Annotated in this window: 17 protein-coding genes; 12 read left to right on the plus strand and 5 right to left on the minus strand. The window is 46.8% G+C overall.

Annotation, left to right across the window (positions count from 1 at the left end; all coding sequences use genetic code 11):
• Nucleotides 1–13: 13 nt before the first annotated feature.
• From ACT3IB_RS11930 to ACT3IB_RS11940, 3 genes are read right to left on the minus strand one after another with little or no spacing between them, the layout of a single operon-like run.
• Complete coding sequence (locus ACT3IB_RS11930; RefSeq protein WP_491539248.1) at nt 14–1,333, minus strand: sensor histidine kinase; 1,320 nt, start codon at nt 1,331–1,333, stop codon at nt 14–16.
• Entirely contained in the window at nt 1,320–2,006 is a 687-nt protein-coding gene (locus ACT3IB_RS11935; RefSeq protein ID WP_491539249.1) for a response regulator, read from the minus strand. The genes ACT3IB_RS11930 and ACT3IB_RS11935 overlap by 14 nt, the downstream gene beginning before the upstream one ends.
• 3 nt (nt 2,007–2,009) lie before the next feature.
• Nucleotides 2,010–3,056 carry a hotdog domain-containing protein gene (locus tag ACT3IB_RS11940; RefSeq protein WP_491539250.1) on the minus strand — a complete coding sequence of 349 codons (1,047 nt, stop codon included), beginning with the start codon at nt 3,054–3,056 and terminating at the stop codon, nt 2,010–2,012.
• Nucleotides 3,057–3,225: 169 nt separating this feature from the next.
• Between ACT3IB_RS11940 and ACT3IB_RS11945 the strand changes: the two genes are divergently transcribed.
• The 12 genes from ACT3IB_RS11945 (at nt 3,226) to ACT3IB_RS12000 (ending at nt 14,410) form a co-directional block, all read left to right on the plus strand.
• Nucleotides 3,226–4,527: a rhodanese-like domain-containing protein gene (locus ACT3IB_RS11945; protein ID WP_491539251.1), complete on the plus strand. Its 1,302-nt coding sequence runs from the start codon at nt 3,226–3,228 to the stop codon at nt 4,525–4,527.
• A gap of 154 nt (nt 4,528–4,681) precedes the next feature.
• Entirely contained in the window at nt 4,682–5,710 is a 1,029-nt protein-coding gene (locus tag ACT3IB_RS11950; RefSeq protein WP_491539252.1) for an Atu2307/SP_0267 family LLM class monooxygenase, read from the plus strand.
• Between the two features lie 18 nt (nt 5,711–5,728).
• Nucleotides 5,729–6,220, plus strand: coding sequence for a PH domain-containing protein (locus ACT3IB_RS11955; RefSeq protein WP_491539253.1), 492 nt, complete (start codon nt 5,729–5,731; stop codon nt 6,218–6,220).
• A 113-nt stretch (nt 6,221–6,333) separates the two neighbouring features.
• Nucleotides 6,334–6,762, plus strand: coding sequence for a hypothetical protein (locus ACT3IB_RS11960; protein ID WP_491539254.1), 429 nt, complete (start codon nt 6,334–6,336; stop codon nt 6,760–6,762).
• 57 nt (nt 6,763–6,819) lie between these two features.
• A complete protein-coding gene (locus ACT3IB_RS11965) occupies nt 6,820–7,608 on the plus strand; it encodes an undecaprenyl-diphosphate phosphatase (protein ID WP_491539255.1) in 789 nt (262 codons plus the stop codon).
• A gap of 23 nt (nt 7,609–7,631) precedes the next feature.
• The gene (locus ACT3IB_RS11970) at nt 7,632–8,378 is read left to right on the plus strand and encodes a Crp/Fnr family transcriptional regulator (protein WP_491539256.1); all 747 of its coding nucleotides are present in this window, start codon (nt 7,632–7,634) and stop codon (nt 8,376–8,378) included.
• A gap of 134 nt (nt 8,379–8,512) precedes the next feature.
• Nucleotides 8,513–9,112, plus strand: coding sequence for a DUF6448 family protein (locus ACT3IB_RS11975; protein ID WP_491539257.1), 600 nt, complete (start codon nt 8,513–8,515; stop codon nt 9,110–9,112).
• A gap of 34 nt (nt 9,113–9,146) precedes the next feature.
• Nucleotides 9,147–9,374, plus strand: a complete 228-nt coding sequence (locus ACT3IB_RS11980) for a heavy-metal-associated domain-containing protein (RefSeq protein WP_491539258.1) — start codon at nt 9,147–9,149, stop codon at nt 9,372–9,374.
• A gap of 18 nt (nt 9,375–9,392) precedes the next feature.
• Nucleotides 9,393–11,354 carry a heavy metal translocating P-type ATPase gene (locus ACT3IB_RS11985; RefSeq protein WP_491539447.1) on the plus strand — a complete coding sequence of 654 codons (1,962 nt, stop codon included), beginning with the start codon at nt 9,393–9,395 and terminating at the stop codon, nt 11,352–11,354.
• Between the two features lie 178 nt (nt 11,355–11,532).
• Nucleotides 11,533–12,969 carry a copper-containing nitrite reductase gene (gene nirK / locus ACT3IB_RS11990; RefSeq protein WP_491539259.1) on the plus strand — a complete coding sequence of 479 codons (1,437 nt, stop codon included), beginning with the start codon at nt 11,533–11,535 and terminating at the stop codon, nt 12,967–12,969.
• Between the two features lie 12 nt (nt 12,970–12,981).
• Entirely contained in the window at nt 12,982–13,758 is a 777-nt protein-coding gene (locus ACT3IB_RS11995) for a formylglycine-generating enzyme family protein (protein ID WP_491539260.1), read from the plus strand.
• A gap of 10 nt (nt 13,759–13,768) precedes the next feature.
• Entirely contained in the window at nt 13,769–14,410 is a 642-nt protein-coding gene (locus ACT3IB_RS12000; RefSeq protein WP_491539261.1) for an SCO family protein, read from the plus strand.
• A 62-nt stretch (nt 14,411–14,472) separates the two neighbouring features.
• On the opposite strand, the gene ACT3IB_RS12005 is transcribed toward ACT3IB_RS12000, so the two are convergent.
• Together ACT3IB_RS12005 and ACT3IB_RS12010 are read right to left on the minus strand one after the other, a co-directional pair.
• Complete coding sequence (locus tag ACT3IB_RS12005) at nt 14,473–15,687, minus strand: acyl-CoA dehydrogenase (protein WP_491539262.1); 1,215 nt, start codon at nt 15,685–15,687, stop codon at nt 14,473–14,475.
• 121 nt (nt 15,688–15,808) lie between these two features.
• Nucleotides 15,809–16,993, minus strand: a complete 1,185-nt coding sequence (locus ACT3IB_RS12010) for an acyl-CoA dehydrogenase family protein (protein WP_491539263.1) — start codon at nt 16,991–16,993, stop codon at nt 15,809–15,811.
• Nucleotides 16,994–17,267: the final 274 nt, after the last annotated feature.

Raw genomic sequence — 17,267 nt, forward strand, 5'->3', positions numbered from 1 at the left:
TGGGAGTGGTGGATTAAAAATGAATTGAAACTTCAGCGCCTTTGTCAGATTGATTTTGTGCCGAACATCTGAAGTTATGCAGCCGACAAATACTTTGGACAATAGAGAGTCCCAAACCGGGACTGTCATCATCAAAACCATCGGTATGATTTTGTGTTTTTTGGAACCGATCGAAGACGGAATCCAAAAATTCATTTGCTATGCCGGGTCCTTCATCCAAGACAGAAAAGCTACGTTGCTCACCTTCACATTTTGTTTGGAGGGTGATGGAAGTTCCGCTCGGCGTATATTTGATTGCATTCTGAACAATATTGTAGATAGCGGCCCTAATCAATTCGCTATTGCCTTTTACGTTTATAGAGCAATCAAACTCTTTTTCCAGAGTAAGTTGCTTCATTTCAATAAAATCACTGAGTTCATCTATTACATTTTCAGTGATGTTAGTAATCTCGACGTCTTCATCAAGCGAATATTGCCGATTTTCTATCCGACTAATAAGCAACAGGGCGTTGCTCAGGCGACTTAGTCGCACGGCCGTATCCTGTATGTTTCCCGCTGCTTTTATGGTTTGTTTATCGAGTGAGTCGGCATTGGAAAGAATTTTTTCTGCTTTTTGACGGATGATAGAAAGTGGTGTCAAAAGCTCATGAGAGGCATTTTGAATAAACTGTTTCTGGTCCTCAAAAGATGACCGGATGTGCTGCATCATAGAGTTCAGCGCCCGGTTGAGGACATTAATTTCGTAGGTGGTGGTATCGGGAAAGGTTTCGTCAAGATCGGAGGGATCAGAAATATGTTCGAGAGTGGAAACCGTTTCATAGAAGGGGGCAAGGACGTTATCCAGTACAAATTGGTTGAGGATATATAGCAAGAGAATCCAAATCAGCAGTCCGGCCAGCACGCTCAGTAATATTGTTCTGCTTATATGTTCCCAGGAAGCGACTTCTTCATATAGCCGTATGGTATAGTAGGTGTCGTTGACATTGATGGCTGTGGTCAACCGCCGGTAGGATTTTTCTTCAAATTCTTTGTTGGGATTTCGAATCGTATCGATGGTTGCAAAATTATTTGCATTGGGGGCAACGGTGCCGTCATATTTTTTAATATCGATCCATTCGTATGATCCGAGAATGCCCAGTTCCTTGATATCTTGAAGGCTGGAAGCATCTTCGTCGATCTGATTTATGAGATCAATTTTATGCTGTAGCAGATGATTATCGAGCTCACCATAAACGGTAGAATTGACAAGATAATAAATGCCGATTGAAGTGAGTGCAAAAACCACCAGCGTCAACGCCGTATTGCTCAGCAGTATTTTATTATTCAGTTTCATAGGTCGTCAGTTTATATCCCACACCATACACCGTTTTGATGAGATTCTCTACTCCGGCCGCATGTAATTTTTTGCGGATATTTTTCATGTGAGAGTTGATAAAATCCAGTGAAAAACGATCGTCAATTTTACTTCCCCAAATGTGTTCGGCAAGAGCTATGCGGGTGATGGTTTTATTTTTATTAAGCATCAGGTAGCGCAGCATTTTGTACTCGGTCTCAGTGACGTCCAGCGGTTTGTCATCAACCAAAACCTTCATGTGATCCATATTTAATTTCAGCGGTCCCGCTGCAATTTGGTTGTCGCTGATGTTGTATTTTCTGCGCATGACCGCGTGAATACGTGCTCTTAGTTCGGCAATGGGAAACGGTTTGGCAAGGTAATCGTCGCTGCCCAGTTCCAGTCCTTTTACTTTATCTTCGGTTTCGCCGCGTGCAGTTATTATGATTACAGCAGTTTCTTCATGATCATCTTTTATTGTTTTGAGTAAGTCAAGTCCATCACCGTCGGGCAAACCCAGATCCAGTAAAATAAGATCATATTCTTCGGCCGCTACCATATCTGAAGCTTTGCTCAGCTTTTGAACCGAATCCACATAAAACTGTTCTTCGAGCAGACACTCTTCAAGATCTTCAATCAGCAGCGGTTCATCTTCAACAATCAGCGCTCGCATATGTTAATTGTTTTGTTTTTGCATTTGGTGATGTTCGATTCGTCGCCGGTGGGCTTTCAGGTAGCGTTCATCTTCGGCATACGTGGTGGGGTAGACATCAGGCACCGGTTTAGGATTGAGATCCTCGTCCACATTTACAAAAGTAAACACGCAGGTGTTAGACAGCGCTTTGGTCACCTTGTCCATGCTGGTACGTTCGATATCAATTTCGAGGGTCATCGAAGTATCACCGGTATAAACCACGCGGCTGGTAAAGTCGAGTTTATCCCCAATACGGATGGGCTGCAAAAAGTTGATGCGATTTACGCGAACGAATATCGGTCGGTCGGGCATGATCTCCTCGGCTTGAATGAGGGCCAGCTCATAGGCGCGGCGAATGACGTAGCCTCCAAATATTTTGTGAGGCACGTTTTCCAAGTCAGGATACATCCGCTCCACGCTGTTACGGATTTGCTTTCCGGCCAGCAGTCCATCAAAGTCGTCTTCTTCCTGCGCCTTGTGAAGTTCCCGAAGCATCTGATATTCTTTCTTGCTGGGCGGTTCTTCAAGGGCATCAATTTGCTCTTGGTATTTTTGCCGCCGTTCAATAGCGTCGTTGTATCTTCGTTTCTCGATCTCACTTTCATAATCCAGTGACGGAATGGGCAGACTTTCGGCTTCGTCCCCTTTACCTTTTCGCGCCACCATTGTAAAATAGCAGGCGGCCAGTGAGTGCTCGGCTTCTTTATCCTGATCTACCCGAATACCGACCTCCATGGAGGTTCGTCCCACATAATTGATGCGCGCTCGTAAATATACGTCTTGCGTAATGTCTGCGGGAGTGTGCAGGGCGATATCATCAACGGCTGCGGTCACCACCCGGCCATCAGGCTCAAACTCGTGCACATAATCGAGGGCAATGTCTTCGGCGATTTTATCGAGCTCTTCAAGCAGACGTCCCCAGCGAATATTGCCGGGGATATCTTTGTCAATAATCATGAATCTTTTACGCAGTTTCTTATCACTGCTAAAAGGGAGGGTTCGCTCAATGGAGGTATCTAATGGACGCATAGTCTTAGGTTATTGAGAATTTCTTGGGTAAGAAATCTGTTAGTTTGATTGATATAAGAAATTTAGATTCCGAAAGGTACTTGGTTTTGCCGGCATCATTTTACAACATGCTTTGCAAATGATACCATCCTTATTTGAAGAAATCGTTAACATTATAGAATAAAGATAGATGAAAAAGCATAACACTACCTCAACGGAAAATCTGCAAAAGTTTATCAAGAGTAAAACTGGAAAGGTGATCGATATTCGTCCTATAGCCGCTTATAACGGCTGGCGTCTGCAAGATGAAAACCGGGGCGGCCATATCCCAAGCGCTAAGAGTATCCCGCTGAAATGGACCCGCTATATGGATTGGGTGGAAGTGCTGGAAGAGAAGAATGTCGAGAAAGATGAGCCGGCTGTGGTTTATGGATATGATGATGAAGATACACGATTAATGGCAGAAAAGTTGCTTAATCTGGGCTATACCGATGTGCAAGTTTATGATGGGTTCTTGTCAGAGTGGTCAGCGAATGAAAGTTTAGCGATGGACCGACTGGAACGTTATCAGCAGCTGGTACATCCCGACTGGCTAAAACAGCTTATCGAGGATAACAATCCCCAAGAGTATGACAATGATGATTTTGTGATTTGCCATTCGCATTATGGCTACATTGAGGATTATGAAAAAGGACATATTCCCGGTGCAATTGCATTGAATACCAACTGGCTGGAGTCGACGGAGACCTGGAACCGGCGTACGCCAGAAGAATTGCGGGCACGGTTGGAAAGCTTGGGGATTCGTCACGATACTACAGTCGTGGTGTATGGTCGTTTTTCAGCGCCGGTGTATGATGAGGAGCGTTTTCCGGGAAAGAGTGCGGGACATCTGGGAGCCATGCGCAGCGCAGCAATTTTGCTGTATGCCGGTGTTAAGGATGTCCGTATTTTAAATGGCGGGATTACATCTTGGGAGGATACGGGATATAAACTTTCAACTAAAGAAGTAGAACCTATTCCCGTAGATAAATTTGGTGCCGAAGTTCCGGGTCGCCCCGAGTTGATGATCGATACACCAGAAGCTAAAGGATATTTATCAGCTGATGATGCAGAACTGGTTAGCGTGCGTAGCTGGCCGGAATTTATCGGCGAACGCAGCGGATACCACTATATCGAGAAAAAGGGACGAATATCCGGTGCGGTTTTTGGGAATTGCGGCAGTGACGCTTACCACATGGAAAATTATAGGAATTTTGATCACACCATGCGAGAATACCAGGAGGTGGCGGAAACCTGGATCGAAGAGGGACTGACACCCGAAAAGCGATTGGCTTTTTATTGTGGGACCGGCTGGCGGGGCAGTGAGGCTTTCTGGAATGCATACCTAATGGGCTGGCCAAAGGTTTCGGTATATGATGGCGGATGGTACGAATGGAGTAGCGATTCACAAAATCCTATAGAAATAGGTGAGCCGACCTTAGAGCAAGGTTAACTGGATACTGTTTTAATCAAATATCGTGGCAAACGGCAAATTACAAAATAATAGTGTCGGTTAAGTATATTGGAATTTGAATAGATCATTTTTCGTTACACCTCCGAAGGATGAACTTTAACATTAAAGTAAATAGAGTTTTAGAAGATTATCCATGGAATTTGGCTTATATACCTTTGTTGAAAATACTCCGCATCCCGAATTGGATAGGATGCTTACGCCCGCTGAACGCCTTGAAAATCTGATGGAAGAAATTGAGTTGGCCGATGAAGCCGGACTTGATCTATTTGGCATCGGAGAGCATCACCGTGAGGAATATCTGTCCTCATCACCAACCACCATTTTAGCGGCCGCCGCGGAGCGAACTGACCAAATTAAACTAAGCAGCGCCGTAACCGTACTGGGATCGGAAGATCCGGTTCGAGCCTACCAGCAATTTGCGACCATCGATCAGCTTTCGAAAGGGCGGGCCGAGATTATGGTGGGACGTGGTTCGTTTGTGGAGTCCTTCCCGCTTTTTGGCTACGATCTGCAGGATTACGAGGAGTTGTTTGAAGAGAAACTGGAGCTATTGCTTAAGCTACGCGAAAGTGAAACCATTACCTGGAACGGCAAACATCGTGCTGATATTGACAACCGAGGCGTCTATCCGCAGCCGTATCAGGATCAGATTCCCGTGTGGAGAGCCGTGGGTGGTACGCCGAAGTCTGCTTATCAGGCCGGGGCGCTGGGCTTGCCGATGGCGCTGGGCATTATTGGCGGACAGCCCGAGCAGTTTAAACAATTGGCGGATATCCACCAAAGAGGAGCCGAGGAAAATGGTCATGAAGAGCCAAAGCTGAGCATCAATTCCCATGGATTTATCGCTGAAGATTCCAAAGAGGCGGCCGATATTGCTTTTCCCGCATTCAAGGTTACTATGGATAAAATTGGAAAAGAGCGCGGCTGGCCTCCGATGACGCGCGATAAATTTGAGGCCTCCCGGACGCTGCGTGGAGCAAATGCCGTGGGCGATCCGCAGGAAATTATTGACAAAGTGCTGTTCCAGCACGAAATTTTTGGTCACGATCGCTTTTTGCTGCAGATGAGCGTAGGATCTATCCCGCATAAGAAGCTGCTCAAATCGATTGAGCTTTTTGCCACCGAAGTAAAACCGGCGGTGAATAAAGCGCTGGGAGAATAACAACTTAATTAGGATGCCATGGAAGAGGTCAGAAAAACATTCAAAGCCCCGTGGGATTGGCTTCTGATCCTGATGACGAGCGGAATCACGATACTGCTTCTGGGACTCGATTACTATTCGCCAGGCATACTTTCCACCCTTATAACATGGTCGATTATTCTGGGCGCGCTCGGCTTTGGTATTTTTGGATATCATTTAGAAGATGGGCAACTCAAAATTCTACGCCTCGGATGGTCGAAGGATATCGATTTATCAGAGGTTAAAAATGTAGAATTCAAGCCCCATGCCATGACCGGGTCGGTGCGGACATTCGGCATTGGCGGACTGTTTGGCTACGTCGGTTATTTTCGAAATAGCATCCTCAAAAATTACAAAGCCTATGTGACCCATCGCGATAAAACGGTTGTACTCACAACCAAAGAGGGCGAAATTGTGATTTCACCGGATAATCCGAAAGCGTTTGCGGCATCTATAAAATTACTTATAGGAGATAAACCCGTCAATGGCTGAAACCTTTTGAAAAAGTCATCGCTATTATGAATTGATCTTATTTAAGTTTCTGTTTCAACGGCAGTTTCGTATCATTGAGCCTCATAAATCCAACCACTTAAATCTTATTTAATATGTACACCGGTTTCCAACATCTGCATTCCGGCCTTGCCTATCTGGTACTGCTTATTTTAGTGGGCGTTATTGGCTATGCATTGGTTAATTTCATCAACAAAAAGCCATTTACCGAGGGTGCGCGTAAATTTTCTTTAGTGGGATTAATCGCCGCTCACACGCAGCTCCTCATCGGTCTGGTGCTTTATTTTATCTCTCCCAACGTCATGTTTTCCGGGGATGCGATGGGTGATGCCATGTCGCGCCTGTATTTGCTCGAGCACCCGCTGACCATGATTATCGGTATCGTGCTGATTACCATTGGCTATTCCAAGGCCAAAAGTGGCGATGATGACGCAGCCCGCTACAAAAAGATTCTCATTTTTTACGGCCTGGGATTATTCCTGATTCTGCTCCGCATTCCGTGGTCCGCTTGGCCGGGCATGTAATTGTTGGTGTATTAGGATTCAAACCGAAAACCTCTTTCCCATCCAAATATTGGCAGCATGAGCATTATTGAAGTTATCATCTTGAGTATTATTGAGGGGATCACTGAGTTTTTACCGATCTCTTCAACAGGACACATGATCCTGGCTTCCCATCTTATTGGGATAGAAAATACCGAGTTTCTCAAAACATTTGAGATCTCCATCCAGCTTTCGGCAGTGCTGGCCATCGTGGTGATGTACCGCGATAAACTGTTTGCCGGATTGCAACTTTATTACAAGTTGTTCTGGGCTTTTATTCCGGTGTCGGTGGTGGGATTGCTGTTTTATGACGCCATTAAAGCAGTGCTGTTTAATACCGTAGTGGTAAGCGTAATGCTTATTTTGGGTGGACTTGTCCTCATCTGGCTCGACAAGTGGACTCGAAATCGAGAAACACAATACAAGGAGCTTGAAGATATCTCCACCAAGAGTGCCCTGATGATCGGAATTGCCCAGTGTTTTGCGCTCATTCCCGGTACCTCTCGGGCTGCTGCTACAATTATCGGCGGTGCGGCTATCGGCTATAACGAGCGTCAGGCGACCGAGTTTTCTTTTCTATTGGCGATACCCACCATGGCCGCCGCAACCGGATATGATCTATTAAAAACGGCCTCAGGAATATCTATGGAGCAATTTGTGTTGCTGGGGCTGGGAAGCGTATTTTCCTTTATTTTTGCCTGGATTGCGGTTAAGGGATTCTTGAAAATCGTGGATTCGTATGGATTCCGTCACTTTGGATATTACCGCATCGCTCTGGCGGTCACATTTTTAATACTGGCCTTCGGTTTTAATATTACCTTGTATTAGAGATAAAATCGTAAGCCTGAATTATGGCCGGCCGCAAAACCACCCCGCTCAAAGATTTTTCGCTTGACACCCACCGTTGCTCGGTTGACCTCCGACTGCAAAAGCTGAGCATGGTTCCCTTTTTCGCCGGGTTGGATCAGGAAGCACTCGAAGATATCAATCAGCAATTTAGTGCCGCACATCACCACGCAGATGAAACCATTTATCACCAGGATGAACGGGCGACGATGCTGCGGGTGGTGGTCCATGGTGCTGTAAAGCTGGTGCGCCATACCATGGAGGGCAAAGATGTACTGCTGGATATGCTTCAGCCGGGCGAATACTTTGGGAACCTTTCTACCACAGGCAAAGTCGTTTACTCTGAGACCGCTCGAGCCCAGACCGATGTCTGCATCCTTTCCATTCGGATGACAAATTTCCGATCGCTGCTTAACGACTATCCGGAAGTCGCGGTGGCCGTCCTCGATATTACGGCTGACCGACTGCAGTCATCCCAGGAAAAAATTCGTCATCTTACCACGCTCACCGTTAAAAAACGTATTGCACATATCTTGGGGATGCTGGCCGAAAAATTCGGGGAACAGAGCACGCATGGATTGCTTTTGCAGCTTCCCCTGTCCCGCAAAGATTTGGCGGACATGGCCGGGACATCTGCTGAGACCGCCAGCCGAATTATGAGTGACTTTCAGGATCAGGAGATCATTAAAACCGGTCGCCAATGGGTTGCTATATGTGATGAGAATCGCCTTGCCGATATCGCCAAAGAGTAGCCAGGTTAGAGTACAGCAAAGCCACTTTTCCCGGAAGTAAATAAATCCTCCCTTAATTGAGCCAGCTCATTTTAGTGCAGGTGGGCCTCCGTTACATTGGGCACAGAAACCAATGACAATAAACGGAGATCATTATGTTACAACTAAAAACAGTAAAACTATCAGCACTCATAGCACTTTTCTTTTTAACGGGATTATCACTCCCACAACAGGCCGAGGCGCACTGCGATCGGGTCAATGGTCCGGTGGCAGTAGATGCCCGAAAAGCCCTGGAAACCGGCGACGTAAGTCACGCGCTCATCTGGGTGACCGAAAAGCAAGCCGAGGAACTTAAATCTGCATTTGAGCAAACAAAAGAGGTTTATGCTCAGGGCGGAGAATCTAAAAAATTAGCCGAACGCTATTTCATGGAGACCACCGTACGACTGCATCGAGAGGCCGAAGGCATGCCCTATACCGGATTGAAACCGGCCCAGTCCAACCCCGAAGATATTGCCGTCGCTGAAGAGGCTCTGGAGTCAGGTGATGTAGAACCGGTAGCCGCGTTACTTTCCAGAGAGATTAAAGAAAAAGTTACGGAGCTGCATCAACAGGCAATTGAAGCCCAGGGTAAGAAAGAGGAGAGTGTTAAGTCAGGACGTGAAGCGGTGGATGCCTACGTGCGGTATATTGTGTATGTCCACAGCCTGTACGAAGCCATCCAAGCGGGACCGGCACACGGAGTGGGAAATTAATCAGCAAAATTCAATCTCCAAAAACGAAGATGTTATGGAATCACTGACTAAAACAATACTGCGAAGCGACGAATTAAGCTGTCCATCCTGTGTCAGCAATATCCAATCAACCTTGAATAATATGGATGGCATTGAGAATGCTAAAGTCCATTTTAACACCGGACGGATTGAAGTGGAACACCACGCGGATACCGTTTCTGAACAGGATTTGATTGATGCTATTCAGAGCACAGGATACGAAGCAAAAGTATCACAATTTTAAGGTTAGCAGGTGAGCATGATGAGATTATTAAATCGATTAAAGCAGAAAATTAGAAATCCCACAAGCCGAAAGAAGCTGTTGCTGGTTGCAAGCGGCCTGTTTATTGGGATGGGCTGGTCGGCTGAATGGCTTTTGAGTGCCCCGGTCATTTTTAATGCTTTGATGATTACGGCCACCCTGCTGGCCGGCTACGATATTGCGAGTCGCGCCTGGCAGGGGCTTAAGAATAGGCATACGAATATTGAACTGCTGGTAAGCATTGCGGCTGTTGGGGGGCTTGTAATTGGCGTGTTTTGGGAGTCGGCAGCGGTGACCTTTCTGTTTCTGTTGGGGGGATGGCTCGAAGCGCGGACGCTCAGCAAAACCCGAAGCACGCTTAAAGAGCTCATCGATATGGCTCCCGAAACCGCCATTGTAATACAGGATGACGGTCAACAAGAAATTCCGGCGCGGGAGGTGCAGTCGGGTTCGCTGATCCTGGTAAAGCCGGGCGGAAAAATTCCGGTGGACGGTGTCGTGGTAAGTGGTCATACGACGGTGGATGAAAGCATGGTCACAGGAGAATCGATGCCGGCTGAAAAGCAGGAAGATGACGAGGTGTATGCCGGGACCATCAACCGAAACGGGAGTATTAAAGTGCGTGCCACCCATGCCGGTGGGGATACAACCCTGGCTAAAATTATCCGTCGCGTGGAGGAAGCCCAGGAGGAGAAAGCACCTACCCAGCGATTTATCGAACGATTTGCGACCTGGTACACGCCTGGTATAGTGATCTTGAGTATTAGCTCGTTTGTGTTTACCCGGGATCTCGAGCTGGCTTTAACGCTGCTTGTGATTGGTTGTCCCGGCGCGCTCGTTATTTCTACACCTATTTCAATCATTACGGGCATCGGTCGTGCCGCGAAAAAGGGGATCCTCATCAAAGGAGGGGAATACCTCGAAAATGCCGGCAAGATTACGGCGATAGCCCTGGATAAAACCGGCACGCTAACCGAGGGAAATCCAAAAGTAACGGATGTTTTGAGTTTTAGATCGGCTGCCGTCTCAGTTGAAGGAACGTATGAGGATGATTCAATGTCAATCATCTCGAAAACTATTGATGGAAATGATAAAGAATCATTTTCCAGTGAGCAGCAAGAGATTTTGCGTTGGGCCTCGATTGCGGAATCAGCCTCAGAACATCCGCTGGCCGATGCCATTTTGGAGGCCACCAATGACAGTGATAAGATAGCCGAAGCCGATCGATTTACTGCTCATACCGGACAGGGGATCGAAGCAGAATACAACGCCGATCATATTTTGGTCGGACGGCTGGAATTTATCCGAGAACAGGGCGTCAGCATGGATGATCAGGCTGCGGAAGAAATAGAGAAGCTGGCAGAGTCCGGCAGAACGGTGGTGTCAGTGGCATTAAACGGTGAACTGATCGGAGCTTTGGGCATTATGGATACTATGCGTCCCGATGCCCCACAGATGATCCAAAAATTACGAAATTTTGGAGTAGAACGGGTCTTGATGATCACTGGGGATTCATCTGAAACGGCAGAAAACATCGCTGAGGCCGTAGGCATTGATGAAGTCCACGCGCGCATGCTGCCCGAAGATAAATTGGAAGTAGTGAAGAAACTTCAGGAAGAAGGACACAAGATAGCGATGACCGGTGATGGGATCAATGATGCGCCTGCGTTGGCGGCAGCTGATCTAGGTATTGCTATGGGAGCGGCCGGTACAGATGTAGCTATTGAAACGGCGGATTTGGCGCTAATGAGTGACGATCTGATGAAAATTCCGGAGGCGCTGTCCCTATCTAAAAAGACGTTGCGCAATATTCGTCAAAATGTAGTGGTCGCGCTCGTCACCGTGGCGGCATTACTGGCGGGCGTATTTATGGGATCGGTGCACATGGCGGGCGGCATGCTCATTCACGAGCTTTCAGTAATGGCGGTCATCCTGAACGGAATGCGGCTGCGATGGGCATAGATTTCAAGTTGGTTTGATACGAAGCTATTTTAAAGTTTCTGTGTTTTTAACAATATTGCTACCAATGGATTGAGGTAATGTGTTAAATAGATTGTTAGAGGGATATGATTGCATTCGATAAGAATGCTATTGCCGCTCTCCATTCAGAAAATAATCGAGAATTAAATCAGGGATGGATATGCTATTTAGAAAAGGTATGGGTGTGATGTTATTTTTAACAGGGCTGGTATTGAGCTGCTCTTCGAATAATGATTTTAATCCGGAAACCGCTGAAATTGTTGAGGAAGAAGAAGCCGAACTAACGCTTCCACCCAACGTGCCGCCGCCCATTGATCGAGATCACGCCACAAAGCTGATTGTGAACATGGAGGTTACCGAAGAAGAAAAACGCCTGGCCGATGGCGTTACGTATACGATGTGGACGTTTGGCGGAGAAGTGCCGGGAAAATTTATTCGAGCGCGCGAAGGGGATATGATCGAGTTCCATCTCAAAAATCATCCCGACAACAAACTGCCCCATAATATCGACCTGCATGCGGTAAACGGTCCGGGTGGGGGCGCAGAATCGACCTTTACCGCACCAGGACGTGAAACCGTATTTACGTTCCGAGCCTTGAATCCGGGGCTGTATGTGTATCATTGTGCCACGGCTCCCGTGGGAATGCACATTGCCAACGGCATGTACGGACTGATCCTGATTGAGCCTGCAGAAGGCCTTTCCGAAGTGGATCAAGAATATTACATCATGCAGAGTGAGTTTTACACCGAGGGTGATTACGGTGAACGCGGATTACAGCCTTTCGATATGGATCGGGCCATTAAAGAAGATCCGGAATACGTGGTATTTAACGGATCAGTTGGATCAACGACCGGTGATAACGCTATCACTTCCAAACCCGGTGATGATGTGCGCCTTTTTGTTGGAAATGGTGGTCCTAATTTGACTTCTTCGTTCCATGTAATCGGAGAAATTTTTGACAGGGTACATTACGAGGGAGGCGATCGCATACAGGAAAACGTACAAACGACCTCAGTCCCCGCAGGCGGATCTGCGATAGTGGAATTCGAAACCGAAGTGCCGGGCGATTATATCCTGGTGGATCACGCTATATTCCGTGCCTTTAACAAAGGCGCGCTTGCTACGCTGGCCGTTTCCGGTGAAGAGGATGAAAATGTCTATACCGGTCAGCAATTGGACCGCGTATATCAGCCGGAAGGCGGAGCAGTGCAGACCATTCCGCAGGAGAAACGTATAGAGCCCGCTGCTGAGACAATGGAAGAGCGGATCGAGCGCGGTAAGGAGGTCTATTCTTCTGTTTGTCAGTCTTGTCACATGCAGGATGGCTCCGGTATTGAGGGTGCATTCCCGCCATTGGTAGAGTCAGATTACCTCAATGAAAATCCTGATCGGGGAATTAGTGCGGTGGTTCATGGTTTATCTGGAGAAATTACGGTTAATGGAGAAAGTTATGATGGGGTAATGCCGCGACAGAATCTAACCAACGAGGAGGTCGCGAATGTAATTACGTACGTCCTTAACAACTTTGACAACTCCGGTGGGGAAATAACACCCAAGGATGTCGAGCGCGTGCGTGAGCAAGGTCCGGTTGAATAAAAGACAACTTAAATGCGATTATTCACTGTTTCTTTTTTGATATTATTTCTGGGATTATCTCTTTCGGTTGATGCACAGCCGGAGGGGATGGTCTCTATTGAAGAGGGAACGTACATGCCATTTTATAGCTCATCGGGTGATAGCGTGGAAGTGCAATCTTTTTATTTGGATACCCATCTGGTAACGAATGCTGAATTTCTGGAATTCGTCAGGGAAAAAGAAAAATGGCGACGGTCCGAGGTTAAAAGTGTGTTTGCGGATGAAGATTATCTTCGCCACTGGAAGGGCGCATTAGAATTGGGAGATATCAATCCCAATGCACCCGTGACGAATGTGACCTGGTTCGCGGCCCGTGCCTATGCTAAATGGAAGGGGAAGCGGCTGCCTACGCTGGATGAGTGGGAGTATGTGGCTTCAGCCAGCGCAACCAAGCCATTGGCCAGTCGAGATGAGGACTTTGTACAAAAAATTCTGAATTGGTACAGCCGACCCAATCCCAAAACAATGCCTCCGGTAGGACAGGAAGTCCCGAACTATCACGGAGTATATGATATGCATGGATTGGCCTGGGAGTGGGTTCAGGATTTTAATACGGTCTTTATTACCGGTGAGTCGCGTTCCGACCAGGGAGAGCTTAAACAGTTTTATTGTGCTGCAGGGAGTTCGGCAGCCGCGGATTCGGATAAAGGTAATTACGCCGCTTTTTTGCGCTATGCATTTCGGGGAAGCCTCGAGGCCGACTTTTCAGTAGGGAACCTGGGATTTCGCTGTGCCAAGGATAAAGAATAAATATATGATTATGAGATTTTCTGTTGTAGCAATACTGGTATTTATGATAATTGGTTGTTCAGGGAATGGGAAGGAAGCTGATAAATCTTCCCAAGCGAATGCATCCGCAAGTAATCATAATGTCCATTCAAATATGCAGATGGATGCGGCGGAGCCTTCGGAAGAATCTATTTATAATGTCAACAGTACGTGGAAAAATCGTCATGGTGAGGAATTGCAGCTAAATAAGCTACGCGGAAAGGTGCAGGTGGTAGCAATGGTTTATACGCATTGTGAGCACGCCTGTCCCCGTATTTTGGCCGATATGCAACGTGTTAAAGATAACCTGGGAAACGAGGTCGCAGCGCAAACGCACTTTACGATTATTTCTATTGACCCGGAGCGGGACACGCCGGATCGCCTGAAAATTTTTGCCAATGAGAACAATTTATCCGAAGAAAAGTGGACCCTGCTTAACGGTGGCAATGGCGATGTGTTGGAAATTGCAGCACTTCTGGGCGTAAAGTATAAACGCGTGAGCGATACGGATTTTACGCACTCCAACATGATTACGGTGCTAAACAAAGAAGGAGAGGTTGTTCATCAGCGAAAGAAGCTGGAGGATAGCCAAAGTGATATAAACGAAGCTATTGAGAAAGCAGCTTCAAGCTGAGAAAATAAAACCCTGACAGGGCTTGGTACCCTATCAGGGGATTTAATAGAATTGAATTAGATTTAGGGCATATCGTTACCACGCGGCACGAACGCCTGAATATCAGTAATTTCGCGTCCTAAAATAAGGCCATGAATATCGTAGGTGCCTTCGTAGGTGTTTACGGATTCAAGGTTCATCACGTGATGAATTACCCGGTATTCTCCGGTAATACCGTTAGCACCGTGCATATCGCGGGCAATACGTGCAATCTCCAAAGCGGTTCCACAGTTATTTCGTTTTGCCAGTGATACCATCGAGTGATGAGAACGTCCCTCATCTTTAAGCTTGCCCAGTCGCCATGCAAGCAATTGCATTTTCGTGATATCCGTCAGCATATTGGCCAACTTGGTTTGGGGCAGCTGGTTGGCTCCAATGGGATACCCAAACTGCTTGCGGTCGAGAACATATTCACGCGCTTTCTGGTAGCAGAATTCCGCAGCGCCCACCGTACCCCAAGCAATGCCGTATCGCGCAGAATTCAGACAAGTAAACGGCCCTTTGAGCCCGCGGATATCGGGAAACGCATTTTCATCAGGGACAAAGACATCTTCAAAAACCATTTCGCCCGTTTCAGAAGCGCGGAGTGACATTTTGTGTTTGGTAGATGGCGCACTGTATCCATCCATATCCTTGGTTACAATAAACCCGCGTATCTCTCCCTCGTCGTCCTTGTTTTCTTTTGCCTTTGCCCAGACGATACCTACATCAGCAATGGGAGAATTCGTTATCCACATTTTGGCTCCGTTCAGGATCCAGCCGCCATCAGTTTTTACAGCAGTGGTAGACATCGAGCCGGGATCAGAACCGTGATCGGGTTCGGTAAGTCCAAAGCAGCCGATGAGTTCGCCGGTGGCCAGTTTTGGCAAAAATCGCTCTTTTTGCTCATCCGTACCAAACTCAAAGATGGGCAGCATCACCAGCGACGACTGCACCGACATAAACGAGCGATAGCCCGAATCTACGCGCTCTACTTCCCGGGCAATGAGTCCATAAGCCGTTTGGCTGGCATCAACTCCTCCAAATTCCGGTGGAAGGTAGGAGCCGAGAAGCCCCAGATCGCCCATTTCGGTGGCGATATCCTTATCGAAATACTCTTCCTGATTTCCCTTAAGTGCACGCGGTTCTAATTTGCTCTGGGCATAATCACGAGCTGTTTCCATGATCATGCGATCATCTTCGGGGAGCTCGGATTCAAACTGAAAGGGGTCATCAATGTTAAAGCTGTTACTGGCCATGAGGTAATAATTGTTGGTGATATTTTCTTTTATCGAAAGTAAGCGATATGGTTGAAAGTTTCAGGTTTCAAGTTGAAGATTTTAAACATTCAACCTCCAACTTGTTTACTTTCAACAGTAATTATCCCCAGAATTCTTTTTTGAGTTCACGGGCAATTATCATCCGTTGCACCTCCGAGGTTCCTTCTCCGATGGTCATCAGCTTGGCATCACGCATGAAGCGCTCCACGTGATATTCCTTGATGTAGCCGTAGCCGCCGTGAATTTGCACGGCCTCATCTGCTGCTCTCACCGCTAATTCCGAGGCAAATAATTTAGCCATGGACACTTCCTTGGTGAAGGGCTTACCTTGATCTTTTAACCAGGCCGCGCGGTGGACCAGCATACGAGCGGCATCCACTTCAGTAGCCATGTTGGCTATTTTGGTTTCAATAGCCTGGAAATCGCCAATGGGTGAGCCAAACTGTTTGCGTTCGCCCGAATATTTCAGGGATTCTTCAAGGGCTCCGCGAGCAATACCTACGGATAGAGCACCAATGCCAATACGTCCGCCGTCGAGCACTTTCATCGTATCTACAAAGCCGCGGCCCAGTTCACCGAGCAGGTTTTCTGCGGGCACCTCCACATCCTCAAAGATGACTTCGGTTGTATCGCTGGAATTCATTCCAAGTTTTTCCATTTTTCCGCCGGATTCAACGCCATCCCATTCGCCTTCAACAATAAATGCGCTAATTCCCTTCGTTCCTTTATCGGGATCTGTTTTAGCCAAAACTACATATATATCCCCCACCGAACCCTGTGTGATAAAAATCTTGGTACCGTTGAGAATGTATTTATCGCCTTTTTTGATGGCCGTCGTTTTCATTCCCGAAGCATCACTGCCCGATCCGGGTTCCGTCAGACACCAGGCACCTAACTTTTCACCTTTAGCAAGGGGCGTCAAATACTTTTCTTTTTGGGATTTGTTGGCTGCCAGAGCAATATGTCCCGATGCCAGTGAGGTATGCGAGGCTACCGTTAAAGCCAGAGAAGCATCCCATCGGGCAATCTCTTCAATGGCCAGACAAAAGCTGACGTGTCCCACTCCACCGCCACCGTATTTTTCGGGATGAACCATCCCCATAAATCCCTGTTCGGCTAATTGTTTAACAAGGTCGTGTGGAAATTCTTTGCTGGCGTCGCGCTCTTTTACGCCTGGTTTAACATGTCGCTCGACAAAATCCTTAATACTGTCTCTGATGAGTTGTTGTTCTTCAGAAAGTTCAAAACTAAGCTCAGTAGGTCCTTTTAATACGTCAGTACTCATAAGATGGAATTAATGAATAAGGTTGGAATTTTTCTCTCTATTAAAATAGAAAAATTTTGATAAACCGTTTTTATAAAAAGCAGAAACTGTAGGCGGTGTATTTTACTACTAAGATGAATTGATATGCATTAAATATTTGGGTGGTAAGTATAATGAAAACATCAATTTATGAATTCGTTTATCGGAACAAATAAGCAAGAGTTATAGTAAAATTGAGTGAAAGTTGACTGATCAAGGTTAGCATAAATTTCATTAAGAAAATCGTGAGGACGTT

It is taken from the genome of Fodinibius sp. GM21 (assembly GCF_058386955.1).